Origin of the sequence: Reichenbachiella agarivorans (assembly GCF_025502585.1) — a bacterium.
GTDB lineage: Bacteria > Bacteroidota > Bacteroidia > Cytophagales > Cyclobacteriaceae > Reichenbachiella > Reichenbachiella agarivorans.
This window is the reverse complement of the sequence record NZ_CP106679.1, coordinates 3,139,973-3,152,760: the sequence shown is the minus strand read 5'-3', so window position 1 is coordinate 3,152,760 and position 12,788 is coordinate 3,139,973. Positions and strand designations below refer to the sequence as shown.

The 12,788-nt window shown below is 41.0% G+C and carries 15 protein-coding genes; all 15 read right to left on the bottom strand.

The window, feature by feature from the left end; all coding sequences use genetic code 11:
• Positions 1-61: 61 nt before the first annotated feature.
• Entirely contained in the window at positions 62-1,141 is a 1,080-nt protein-coding gene (locus N6H18_RS13335; RefSeq protein WP_262308771.1) for a M20 family metallo-hydrolase, read from the bottom strand.
• Positions 1,129-1,911 (bottom strand): acetylglutamate kinase, encoded by a 783-nt coding sequence (argB, locus tag N6H18_RS13330; protein ID WP_262308770.1) that lies wholly within the window; start codon positions 1,909-1,911, stop codon positions 1,129-1,131. The genes N6H18_RS13335 and argB overlap by 13 nt, the downstream gene beginning before the upstream one ends.
• An 11-nt stretch (positions 1,912-1,922) precedes the next feature.
• Positions 1,923-2,879: an N-acetylornithine carbamoyltransferase gene (locus N6H18_RS13325; RefSeq protein ID WP_262308769.1), complete on the bottom strand. Its 957-nt coding sequence runs from the start codon at positions 2,877-2,879 to the stop codon at positions 1,923-1,925.
• A complete protein-coding gene (locus N6H18_RS13320; RefSeq protein ID WP_262308768.1) occupies positions 2,876-4,000 on the bottom strand; it encodes an aspartate aminotransferase family protein in 1,125 nt (374 codons plus the stop codon). The genes N6H18_RS13325 and N6H18_RS13320 overlap by 4 nt, the downstream gene beginning before the upstream one ends.
• Before the next feature lie 2 nt (positions 4,001-4,002).
• Positions 4,003-4,809 (bottom strand): pyrroline-5-carboxylate reductase, encoded by an 807-nt coding sequence (gene proC, locus N6H18_RS13315; RefSeq protein ID WP_262308767.1) that lies wholly within the window; start codon positions 4,807-4,809, stop codon positions 4,003-4,005.
• A gap of 43 nt (positions 4,810-4,852) precedes the next feature.
• Positions 4,853-5,818 (bottom strand): N-acetyl-gamma-glutamyl-phosphate reductase, encoded by a 966-nt coding sequence (gene argC, locus N6H18_RS13310; protein ID WP_262308766.1) that lies wholly within the window; start codon positions 5,816-5,818, stop codon positions 4,853-4,855.
• The gene (gene argG, locus N6H18_RS13305) at positions 5,811-7,001 is read right to left on the bottom strand and encodes an argininosuccinate synthase (RefSeq protein WP_262308765.1); all 1,191 of its coding nucleotides are present in this window, start codon (positions 6,999-7,001) and stop codon (positions 5,811-5,813) included. The genes argC and argG overlap by 8 nt, the downstream gene beginning before the upstream one ends.
• Positions 7,001-7,612 carry a GNAT family N-acetyltransferase gene (locus N6H18_RS13300; RefSeq protein ID WP_262308764.1) on the bottom strand — a complete coding sequence of 204 codons (612 nt, stop codon included), beginning with the start codon at positions 7,610-7,612 and terminating at the stop codon, positions 7,001-7,003. Before N6H18_RS13300 ends, argG begins: the two co-directional genes overlap by 1 nt.
• 352 nt (positions 7,613-7,964) lie before the next feature.
• Positions 7,965-8,933 carry a GSCFA domain-containing protein gene (locus N6H18_RS13295; RefSeq protein ID WP_262308763.1) on the bottom strand — a complete coding sequence of 323 codons (969 nt, stop codon included), beginning with the start codon at positions 8,931-8,933 and terminating at the stop codon, positions 7,965-7,967.
• A 76-nt stretch (positions 8,934-9,009) separates the two neighbouring features.
• Entirely contained in the window at positions 9,010-9,453 is a 444-nt protein-coding gene (gene rplI, locus N6H18_RS13290) for a 50S ribosomal protein L9 (RefSeq protein WP_262308762.1), read from the bottom strand.
• A gap of 9 nt (positions 9,454-9,462) precedes the next feature.
• On the bottom strand, positions 9,463-9,714 hold the full coding sequence (gene rpsR / locus N6H18_RS13285) for a 30S ribosomal protein S18 (protein ID WP_262308761.1): 252 nt from the start codon (positions 9,712-9,714) through the stop codon (positions 9,463-9,465).
• The gene (rpsF, locus tag N6H18_RS13280; protein WP_262308760.1) at positions 9,711-10,067 is read right to left on the bottom strand and encodes a 30S ribosomal protein S6; all 357 of its coding nucleotides are present in this window, start codon (positions 10,065-10,067) and stop codon (positions 9,711-9,713) included. The genes rpsR and rpsF overlap by 4 nt, the downstream gene beginning before the upstream one ends.
• 258 nt (positions 10,068-10,325) lie before the next feature.
• Complete coding sequence (locus N6H18_RS13275) at positions 10,326-11,132, bottom strand: hypothetical protein (RefSeq protein ID WP_262308759.1); 807 nt, start codon at positions 11,130-11,132, stop codon at positions 10,326-10,328.
• A 306-nt stretch (positions 11,133-11,438) separates the two neighbouring features.
• The gene (gene surE, locus N6H18_RS13270; RefSeq protein WP_262308758.1) at positions 11,439-12,212 is read right to left on the bottom strand and encodes a 5'/3'-nucleotidase SurE; all 774 of its coding nucleotides are present in this window, start codon (positions 12,210-12,212) and stop codon (positions 11,439-11,441) included.
• Between the two features lie 234 nt (positions 12,213-12,446).
• Positions 12,447-12,632, bottom strand: coding sequence for a CsbD family protein (locus N6H18_RS13265; RefSeq protein WP_262308757.1), 186 nt, complete (start codon positions 12,630-12,632; stop codon positions 12,447-12,449).
• Positions 12,633-12,788 lie beyond the last annotated feature (156 nt).

Genomic DNA, 12,788 nt, shown 5'->3' with positions numbered 1-12,788 from the left:
CATCCTCTCAACTAATTACAGAGACTTTCCAAAGCACTTTTATTAGTCTAAACTCTTCAAACTATATCACCAACCCATCCAACAACTGGATATACAATTGGATTCCCTTTTCGATCTCATCCACATAGATATACTCATCAGCAGTATGAGAACGCGCCGAATCTCCTGGCCCTATCTTGATCGATTTGAAAGGCATCAAAGCCTGATCTGACAAAGTAGGCGAACCATATTTTTTCATCCCCAAGCTTTCTCCTCTCAGCACGATAGGATGCTCGGGAGAAATACCCGAAGAATTCAAACGCAAGGATCTTGGATTGAATATGACATCAATTTCCCGCTCTAAAATTTCGACTACTTCTTGATTGGTGTAAGCATCTGTGGTACGTACATCCAAGACAAACCTGCAGGAGTCAGGTACTACGTTGTGCTGGGTGCCTGCTTCTATCAGAGTGACTGTTTTCTTGATTGGTCCTAGGTAAGCTGACTCCTTCTCGAACTGGTAGTTTTTCAATTTCTCAATTTCCGTCAATGCTTTGTAGATCGCATTGACTCCTTCTTCTCTGGCAGCATGACCACTCACGCCTTTGGCTTCACAGTCAATCACGATCAGCCCCTTTTCAGCAATCGCCATATCCATCAGGGTCGGTTCGCCCACGATCGCCAAATCGATCTTTCCCAGTTCGGAGATGATCGAAGCGATTCCATTGATCCCTGATATTTCTTCTTCGGCAGTGACTGCCAAAATCAAATTATATGGTAGATCACTCAGTTCATGAAAATGCAGGAAAGTCATGATCAAGGAGACCAAAGGTCCGCCTGCATCATTACTACCCAAACCGTGCAATCTACCCTCAATGATTTGTGCCTTGAACGGATCCAAAGTATAAGACTTGGCAGGCTTGACCGTGTCTATGTGGGAGTTCAAAAGTATGGTGGGTTTGTGCTTGGAAAACGTCTTTGATTTTGCCCAAAGATTGTTTCTTTTTTGATGCACCGCTACACCCTTATTTTCTAGAAACTTTCGAACTAGTTTAGCCACATTTTCTTCTTCTCGACTCAGAGATTCTGTCTCAATCATCGCCGATAAAAGCGCTACCGCTTCACGGGTATTGTTATGATATGACGAATCTATTTCAAGCATAATTTGGTTCCTGGATAGTCGCTTGATTGTATCTTGTCGAGTGCTTCAAAGTGGCAGATTTTCACAGTATCCACACCAGCACTGATCGCATCAAATGCATTGTCCAATTTCGGGATCATGCCGTCAACAATTACTCCCTCTGCCTTATACTTGGCATAGCTCTCTGGAGTAATCTCAGGGATGACAACCTTGTTTTCAAAATCACTCAATACACCTGGCTGTTCGAAACAATACACCAAGTCCACCTGATAGTGATCCGCCACCCCTCGTGCTAGTTCAGAAGCAATGGTATCTGCGTTGGTATTCAATAGCTGCCCTTGGTTGTCGTGTGTCAAAGCACATACGACTGGCACGACCTCAAGATCGAATAATGACTTTAAAAAGGAAGTATTAACTTTCTCAACATCACCAACATATCCATAATCTATTGTAGTAACACTTCGCTTTTTGGACTGAATAAGATTTGCATCTGCGCCAGACAAACCAAGTGACTGAATCCCAAGAGATTGTAGCTTTGCAACTATCTTTTTATTTAAGCCACTAAATACCATAGAGACAATCTCAATGGTATCTGCATCAGTGATCCTTCTACCCTCTACCATCACAGGAGGTATGCCCATTTTGTTTTGTACGACAGAGGCGATGTTACCACCTCCATGTACCAATACTTTGTTACCTTTCAGTGCCGCAAATTTCTTCAAAAAGATCTCCAGTTCAGCCTCTTCATTGATGACTTTCCCTCCTATTTTGACGACTGTCAAAGACTCCATTTTCTATTTGATTATTTGATATTCAACAATTGCTTGAGCACCATTTGTGCCGAGGTGATGCGATGACCTGCTTGGGTAATCACGATCGAATCTGGTCCGTCCAAGACTGCATCCATAGCAATCACGTTTCTTCGGATTGGAAGACAATGCATGAACTTTGCCTGATTGGTCAGTGCCATTTTTTCGGGTGTAATAGTCCAGCTTTCGTCTTTGGAAACAACCTGACCATAGACCTCATCATTGAAGGCAGACCAGTTTTTGGCATAGATAAAATCAGCGCCAGAAAAAGCCTTGTTTTGATCATATTCTACCCTTGCATTTCCGACGATTGCTGGGTCTAATTCATAGCCTTTTGGATGCGTCAAAACCAGCTCATAATCCATTCGATTGCTCCAATGCAGAAACGAGTTAGCTACCGCCTGTGGCAATGCCTTAGGGTGTGGTGCCCACGACAAAACCACCTTAGGCTTGGCTACTTTTTTGAACTGCTCTATGGTAATCATGTCGGCAAATGACTGCAAAGGATGTGAAGTCGCAGACTCCATATTGATCACAGGGACAGAGCAATACTTCACAAACTGACTCAAAATTTTCTCTTGATAATCATCCTGCTTGTGTGTCAAAGTAGCAAAAGCTCTGACTGCAATCGCATCAAAATAACTACTCATAACTCCAGCCGCTTCGATGATATGCTCACTGGTATTGCCATTCATCACCACTCCATCTCCAAACTCCAGTTGCCATCCCTCTGAGTTCAAGTTGAACACAAAGGATTCAATCCCTAGGTTGTATGCAGCCTTCTGCATACTCAACCTCGTCCTAAGACTAGGATTGAAAAACAAGAGACAAATAGACTTTCCACTTCTCGCGAAGGGTCCATCTTTTTCAATTTTTTCTTTTAGCTCGATAGCTTCTTTGATCCACCCTGCGGGATCTTCGACATCTTTGATGGAGCAAAAGTTGGTCATAGCAAATCTGTTAATGCGTTAATGAAAATATCAGCTTCAGTTTTAGTGATGGTCATGGGCGGCAACAATCTCAGTACCTTAGGGTTTGTAGCTGCACCTGTAAATATCTTATATTTTTTCAACAACTCCCCACGCAACTCTTTAACTGAATCTTCAAACTCCAATCCTAGCAACAAACCTTTGCCTCTTATTTCTTTGATACTTTTGATATCTTTCAGCTGTGAGATGATGTAATCACCGATCTGTTGAGAGTTATTCATCAGATTTTCAGCCTTCATCACGTCTAATACTGCCAAACCCGCAGCACAAGCCAAGTGATTGCCTCCAAAGGTAGTACCCAACTGTCCAAAACTCGCTTCGAAATCAGGTGAGATAATGACACCTCCTATCGGAAACCCATTGCCCATACCTTTGGCAATCGTGATCAAATCAGGCTTAACATCAGCATACTGATGTGCAAAAAACTTACCTGTACGGCCATAACCAGACTGCACTTCGTCCAAGATAAATATCGTTCCGGTCTCTTTACAAGCCTTCTGTAGGCCTTCAAGAAAGGCTGCTCCTGGATCATTGATTCCTCCTACACCTTGTATCCCTTCTATGATCACACAAGCCACCTCTTTGGTTGCTAGAGCTGCTTTGACTCCTTCCAAGTCTCCCAATTCAAACAACTGAATATTGTCTGTCGCATTGACAGCTGCTTGGATTTTAGGATTATCAGTGGCTGCTACTGCTAGAGATGTTCTCCCGTGAAATCCGTTTTTGAAAGCCACTATTTTGTTTCTTCCATTTTGGAAGGAGGCTAATTTCAGTGCATTCTCATTGGCTTCCGCTCCTGAATTACACAAAAACAAATCATAATCTTCATACCCACTCAATACACCCAGTTTTTCAGCTAGTTCTTCTTGTTGAGGGATCTGAACTGAGTTGGAATAAAAACCGATTTTGTTGACTTGCTCAGTGATAGAGGTTACATAAGTTGGATGAGAGTGTCCAATCGAAATGACAGCATGCCCTCCATAAAAGTCGAGGTATCTCTCACCAGCCGTGTCATAGACATAATTGCCCTCGCCCTTCTCAATTGTAATATCAAATAAAGGATAAACCTTGTAATTCTTCATTTTTACTTTTCAATCATTATTTGAGATATTTTTTCATAGGATTTCATCAATCCTTTGATGAGTGCAGAACTCATCCCTTCGTGCTCCATTTCGTTCAATCCAGAGATGGTACAGCCCATCGGGGTAGTCACCCTGTCTATTTCTTCCTCTGGGTGATTGCCTGACTCTAGTAAGAGTGTCGCTGCACCCAGACAGGCCTGAGTCGCCATTTCTTTGGCATCAGGCGCATCGAAACCAAGCTGAATTGCACCTTGTGTGGTCGCCCTGATGAGTCTCATCCAAAAGGCAATCCCACTAGCACAGACGACAGTTGCTGCTTGCATTTTGTTTTCATCGATCACCATGGTTTCACCCATCGCATTGAATATCTCTTCTGCCAATCCAATCTTCGCTTTGCCATTGGCGTTGGTAGAGAGGCAAGTCATGGATTCACGGACTGATATGGCTGTATTGGGCATACTTCTAATGATCGCCACCTTTTTACCTATCACATCTGCGATATCTTGAATCTTGCGTCCAGTAATGGTTGAGATCAACAAATGTCTCTTTTCATCCAGCTCATCCTTGATTTCATTCAAAATTGTATTGATCTGGCTCGGCTGTACACATAGAATGATGATATCCGAAGCACGCACAGCGTCTATGTTAGATGGTGTCACCAATACATGTGGGTGTTTCTTCCATCCATCCAAATTGGATACGTTTCGCTTGGTAAGTACCAATTGTTCTACATCAAAATTGGTTTGATCTACCAGTCCTTTGGCTATCGAAAGCCCTAAGTTTCCTACTCCGATTAGTGCTATTTTCATGAGTTAAATGATTTAGATGATGGGTATGTTATGTAATAATGAGTTAGAACCCTAAACTTTTTAATTGCAATCCTACTTTTTGATCCAAGCCAAACATCAAGTTCATATTCTGAACCGCTTGACCTGACGCTCCTTTGATCAAATTGTCTATGCATGATGTCACCAACACAGTATCGCCATGCTTCTCAACATGAATCAAACATTTATTGGTATTGACCACTTGTTTCATATCAGGTGCATAATCCAAGACATGCACATATTTAGCATCCTTATAAAACTCCTTATAGGCTGCCACCACTTCCTTCTCGTCAACTGTACAATGTGTGTACACACTCGCGAAAATGCCTTTGGTAAAGTTACCTCTCACAGGGATGAATTTCACATCTCCTGCATACCCATCCTGCAATTGCTGAATAGACTGATTGATCTCTCCCAAATGCTGATGAGAAAATGCCTTGTAGATCGAAATATTGTTGTTTCTCCAACTGAAATGGCTCGTTGCACTTGGATTTTGTCCAGCACCAGTAGACCCTGTGATGGCATTGACATGCACATCCTCTGTCAACCAACCCTTTGCAGCCAAGGGCAATATTGCCAATTGGATTGCTGTCGCAAAACATCCTGGATTCGCGATTTTATTAGCCGTTTTAATGGCCTCCAGATTCAACTCGGGTAAGCCATACACAAAACCATCAGCATGATCCTTTAGACGGTAGTCATTGCTCAAATCTATAATTTTGACATGAGATGGAATATCATTGGACTCAACGAACGACCTAGAATGACCATGCCCAGAACAGATAAAAATGACATCCACGTCAAACTGCAACTGGTCTGTAAAATCACCTTCTATATCGCCTACCAAGTCTTTGTGAACAGAATGAATCGGGTTACCTGCATTGCTAGTGCTATGTACAAAAGCAATATCAGTTTCAGGATGACCTACCAAAATCCTCAACAACTCTCCTGCTGTGTAACCAGCTCCACCTATTATTCCTACTTTAATCATTATTTATCGAACTATAGATTTTTGTTTGATTGGCCAATATTTTAGTGAATCCTTTCACGTCTTCTCCAGACCAACCATTGTTCATTTCTCCATACTGACCAAAATCAGAAGCCATTAGATCCTTATCTGACTGCACCCCAATCACTTCAAATCTATATGGAGCCAATTTGATTTTGACCGTTCCAGTCACGTTTCTTTGCGTGTTTTCTAGAAAAACCTCAATATCTCTCATCACTGGATCCAAGAACTGTCCTTCATGCAACAGCATTCCATACCAATTGCCCAACTGCTCCTTCCAGTGCTGCTGCCATTTGGTCAAATTGTGTTTTTCGAGCAAGTGATGTGCTTTGATGATCACCACTGGTGCAGCAGCTTCAAAACCTACACGTCCCTTGATACCAATGATCGTATCTCCTACATGTACATCTCGACCTATACCATACTGAGATGCCACAGCGTTGAGTGACTCGATCACTTGTACAGCTCCCATTTTCTTTCCGTTGAAAGCTGTCAACTGCCCCTTTTCGAAAGTCAATTCTACTTCTTCGCTTCCTTCTTTTTGTACTTGGCTAGGATATGCCTCCTCTGGCAAAGTGAGATGTGAAGTCAGGGTCTCAGCCCCCCCTACAGAGGTACCCCACAGGCCTCTGTTCACAGAATATTTGGCCTTTTCCCATGACAGATTGACTCCCTTTCCTTTGAGGTATTCTATTTCCGCTTGACGCGAAAGCTTGTTGTCTCGGATCGGCGTGATGATTTCCACATCTGGGCAAATGATCTGAAAGATCAAATCAAATCTCACCTGGTCATTGCCAGCACCTGTACTACCATGAGCGATGTAGTCAGCATTGATTGACTTGGCATATTTGGCAATCGCCAAAGCCTGAAAGGCTCTCTCTGCACTCACAGAAAGAGGATAAGTATTGTTTTTCAGGACATTTCCATAGATAAGGTATCTCAAACACTCATCGTAAAAATCCTGCGTCTTTTCCAAATTGACATGATCTACTACACCATAAGATCTGGCCTTCTTTTCTGTCTCTACCAACTGATCTGGAGTAAATCCCCCTGTGTTGACCAAGGCAGTATAAACATCCAAATTTCGTTCTTCTTGCAAATAAAAGGCACAATAGGTGGTATCCAATCCGCCACTAAAAGCCAATACTACTTTCTTCTTGCTCATTATTTCTTCTTCTTTTTTAAATTGGTCAAACGCTGAAAACGCTTGGCGATGATTCCCTTTTCTTTGATTACAAATTTATTGGATGCTTCGTGAAGGAGCATACCTGTACAAAGACAATTCTTACGAGAATTTCTTTCTAAAATATCGTAATTGGGACAGCTTCTACAGCCATTCCAAAACTCTTCGTCAGTGGTCAGTTCAGAAAACGTCACTGGACGATAGCCCAACTCGTAATTGATCTTAAGTACTGCCAAACTCGTCGTAATGCCAAATATTTTGCTATCTGGATATTTCTCTTTCGAGAGTTTCAATACCTTCAATTTGATTTTTTTAGCCAAACCAAGGTTGCGATAGTCCGGATGAACTACCAGCCCAGAGTTGGCGAGATACTCCTTATTTTGCCAAGTTTCGATGTAGACAAAACCGGCCAAGTCTCCCTTGTCAGTCAAGGCGATTACCGCTTGACCATTGTTGATCTTCTTTTCTATATAGAGAGGATCTCTTTTGGCAATACCGGTACCTCTAGCCTTCGCTGCGGACTCGATTAACTCACATATAGCTAGAGCATACTTTGCGTGCTCAGGCTTTGCATACTGCACATCAACGTTCATTCTTTATGAACTTAAGTAAAAAAATAATTCTAAGATTTTTATATATACGATATGCGACTACCACGTAGGTAATCAGTATTTAGCAGACCCCAAGGGGTCTCCTGTTCCTCCTTGAAATAGGAGTAACTATGGTGAAATCGATATGTGAAGCGAATGCTTTCATTTGATGGCTCAAAGAAAATAGATTCTCAGGAAAATGCAGACTAATACAGTTAATTTTTTAATCAAATATTAAATATTTAGATACAAGCTAAAAAACAGACTGCAATACTATCAATTTCATAATTACGATTCTTCTACTCTACTCAAAGTACGCAAATCACATTTAAAGGCGTGATAAACACAACATATCTCATTCCTGTGACAATTGTTTCATGAACCAAACCTTCTCTTGTGCTATATCCAAATCTCCTGACAACTCCTCCAGTTTTTTCATGGCAGATTGCAAAAAAAGTTGGTATTCAGTGGAGCTAGGATTAAATGGTCTATGCTGCATGGCCATCAATACATTTTGCCATTTTTGGATCAGATTCTGGGTTTCTGCATTGAAGGCAACCTGCCGAAAACAGTTCCAAATGTAATCTTCTGCCTGTTTGTTGGGGTGTATCAAATCCTCTTTATAAAACCGATAGTCACGCAAATCATCCATCATGATTTCATATGACGGAAAATAATAAATCGACGAATCTTTAATCAAAGTAGCACAAAACACCCTGAGCAATGATTTGCTTAGTTGATCTTCTTCCATCCCATCCTTGATATGACGTACTGGACTTACTGTCAAGACAATTTTCAAGGTTGGATTGATCACTCTCAATGATTGAAGCAAAGAATCAAATGCAGCTTTCATTTCGGGCAGTCCCAACAGACGCTTGTCAAAGTTGGCTTGTGAAACTTTGTGGCAATTGGCTACTACCTGTCCTGTGGATTTAAGTTCATAAACATGTGCACTCCCAAAAGTCAGCACCAACCAGTCAGCTTCTTTGAGTCTAGTTTGAACCTGCTCATTTCGGTTTTGAATCATAGTTTGCAACGTATCTCTACTCTCCGCTCTAAGATCAAAATGATAATCAAAGTGACAGGTCATCCCATCACGTACAACATAGCCATCAGGATGTACCATTGAGTCCTTTAGTGCATGAAAAATAGACAGTGGATTGAAAATCACACCATAGGGATTGACCAAGACATCAAATTTATTGACAGTCAATCTTTCTCCCATTTCTTGGGCAAAGCAAGAACCAAGGGTCAATATTTTCTGACCATGCTTTATCTGAGAAGGAAAGGTTTTGAGTCTTATGTCTGTTTTATATGCTTGCATAACGTGATCAAATATAGACACAAAAAAACCTCTGATCGTGGATCAGAGGTTTCGTTATCTTGAGTATTGAGAGTGATTATTCAGCTACTACACTTACAGTAACTTCATGCTTCACTTCTTTGTGCAAATCTAGTACTAGTTTGTACTCGCCTACATTCTTAATAGAAGTATCGAATCCAATTTTCTTACGATCTACCGCGAAACCTTTCACAGCTAAAGCATCCGATACTTGAAGTGCAGTGATGGCACCAAATATTTTACCACTTTCGCCAGCTTTGGTTTTGATTTCTATGATAGTATCACCAATTGCTTTCGCCAAATCTTCAGCATCTTGCTTCACTTTTTCTGCTTTGTGAGCAGCCTGACGAACGTTTTCAGTGATCATCTTCTTATTTGAAGGGCTACCGATGATAGCAAATCCTTGAGGGATTAGGTAGTTTCTACCATATCCAGGCTTTACTGCTACTATATCGTTTTTATAACCAAGGCCCTTGATATCTTCTTTCAATATTACTTCCATGTCCTTGTATTATTTTAATGAATCAGTAACGTATGGCAACAACGCAATGTGTCTTGCTCTTTTAACCGCTTGAGAAACTTTACCTTGGAATTTTTGACTCGTACCAGTCAATCTTCTTGGCAAAATTTTTCCTTGCTCGTTGACGAACTTCAAAAGGAAGTTAGCGTCTTTGTAATCGATATACTTGATACCGTTTTTCTTGAATCTGCAGTACTTTTTCTTCCTGTCAGTTCTGTTCATTGGTTCGTTAACTAATGTCATGATGCAGCTTCCTCCTTCTTTTTGTTAAATGCTCCGCCTTTTCTCTTCTCGTTGTATGCTACAGCGTGTTTGTCCAAAGCAGTAGTTAAAAATCTCATGATTTTCTCATCTCGTCTGTACTCGATCTCCAAAGCATCTACGATAGTAGGCTCACCTTGGAATTCGAATAATTGATAAAATCCTGTTGATTTGTGCTGAATCGGATAAGCTAACTTTTTCAAGCCCCAGTTCTCTTCGTTGACGATTTTCGCGCCATTGTCCACAAGAACCTTTTTAAACTTTCCGACAGCATCCTTCATCTGATCATCAGACAAAACGGGAGTTAAAATGAATACCGTCTCGTAATTCTTCATTATAAAAAATTTAGTTCTAAAAATTGAGGAGCAAAATTAGATAATTCATACTTTAATTCCAAACCAGAATCAAGCTTACATTTTGAGAAAGGAGGAATTGCTGTAAATTATAGATCAATCACGTATCATAGAACCCAAAATGATCTCATAATACATAGAAGTATTGTCCTCACTATGAACGAGGACAATACTTCTATAAAAAAAGGCTGGTACAAATCAATGCACCAGCCTTGTCAAGATTCTCTGTCAAACAATCTTCTATTCGCAATCCGTATCGATCAGATCAGTATTCCAGCAGTGATACTCAGTATCTTCAAAGTGTGCCTCACTCATCACTCTACCGTAAGCTTGAGTTTGGTTCCACATGACCACTACTTCATTGTCCAGGCTAGCATCATAGATAGTCACAATTCGATCCAGCTCTGCGCTTTCATCAGATTCATACTTGATTGAACTACCCATATTGTCTCCTTCCTTCTCTACAGTAAAAGTGGCTGTAGCCATATCAGAATCATCTTCTGCAGTCCATTCACTAGTCAACCAAACGGTTGGCTCTTCGGGACTCTCATACAACGACCAACTTCCTGACTCACCTCCTACTTTTGATTCGCCAGTGAACCATACGAAACCGTCAATCTCACCACTTTGTGAAATATAACCTTTCCAGTCCACATCATCTCCCTCTACACTAGCCGTCAATTTCACACTATACGATCCTTTGGTAGGAATGTCAAAATTTTTCTCCCAAATCCAAAGATCAGTTTCTTCATTGTAATATCCTTTGGTCCCGACTGTCACTTGGTAGGCTGTCACTGGCACCACCAAATGTTTGTATAGGATCCCAGTATAAATACCAACGTTCAATGCTGCATAACCCCAATTGCCGATCAACGCGGTTCGCTCTCCTGCTGCAGAGTCGTCGTTAAAAGAACTGAGATCGGGTGCCATCGTGGATGAAGGCGGTACCGTTGGCTCAGTATTCTCACCATTATTCGTTGAATCATCTTCGGTGCATGCACTAAACATGACCAATGGAATAAACAGTATTGCTATTAGCTTTTTCATAATACTTGGTTTTGATTTAACAATCTTATTCATGCCAAGGCTTTTTACAATGACAATGCCAAAAATCAGCACATGCTCAACCAGTTTCTCACGCAATTCCACAGCATTAGAAAAAAACACATAAATATGACTGATAATGAAATCATTAACATAAGCTACACAGATTAGTCACTCCTTTCCCAGCATACCCATACCAAACATCCGTAAAGAAATATTTCTTTAGCGATTAGAAAAGTAAACCGAAGTGTAGAATTTGATTCTCATATTGAGAAAAATCATCTCAGACAGACATCAGTCAACTTCATCTTATATGTCCCACTTCTCATTGAGCAAGGTAATGGCATGATAACCTGTGAGATCAAACTGACAAGGTACTACTGATACATAATTGTCCGATATGGCCCATTCGTCATTATCTTCTCCTTTGTCGTGATTAACAAAATTACCAACCATCCAGTAGTAATTTCTGCCATGTGGGTCAATTCTCTTGTCAAACTCCTCCTCCCAGCGTGCGTTTGCCTGGCGACAAATCTTGATGCCTTTGATGGCTTCATTTTGCTTGGTTGGGATATTCACATTGAGCGCAATACCCTTTGGGAGGCCGTGGCTCAATACATTGTTGGTGATCTCTAGCACGAATCTATCCACGTGTGAAAAATCTGCATCGGCGCTAAAATCACAAAGTGAAAAACCAATGGCTGGCCCTCCTTCGATCGCACCCTCGATGGCAGCCGACATAGTACCTGAGTACAGCACACTGATACTGGTGTTAGACCCATGATTGATTCCACTTACCACCAAATCCACTTGTCTGTCCTTGAGCACTTCCCTTTTGGCCAATTTGATACAATCTGCTGGTGTCCCAGAGCATTCATAGGCCAAGATGTCCTTTCCAAACAAATCAGACTTCACCAATCGCAATGTATCTCCGACAGTAATCGCATGCCCCATGCCTGACTGAGGCTTGTCTGGTGCGACTACCACGACCTCACCTAAGGTAGCCATCAACTCTACCAATTTTCGAATTCCTGTAGAAGTGATACCATCATCGTTGGAAATTAAGATCAAAGGCTTGGACATATCTCGTGTTTTATTTGCGAGGATAAAACTAAGGTAAGCATCGGATTTTAACACTCATTTACCAAAAGAAAAAGGCCATGATAACAAAGCCTTTTTCTTTTGGTAAAATAGCATAACGAAATCATACCTTCAGAATCGTACGATATGTCCTAGACATTAAACATCTAGTATAAAAAGGGCACAAAAAAACCTGAGCATCCATACAGATGCTCAGGTTTGGCTCGATTAGGAGTATTACATATTATTGATTTCTTTCATCAAGAATTCTTTGGACTTACCTGTCTTTTCTTGGATTCTTCCTAACAGTTCGTCTTCCTGTCCTTCGATATAAGTCAGATCATTCTCAGTGAGTTCTCCGTATTTTTGTTTGATCTTTCCTTTAATCTGATTCCAGTTTCCTTTGATTTGTAGCTCGTTCATGACATTTGTGTTTTGGTGAATATTTATTTTAATCTATCAAAATCAATGTGTAATGATTGATAGTTGATAGATACCTTGAAATATCCATGCCAAGACATCTAATACAGCCCTAAGAGCCCAAATCAAGCTTTGCAGTGGTCATGGCACACAATCCTA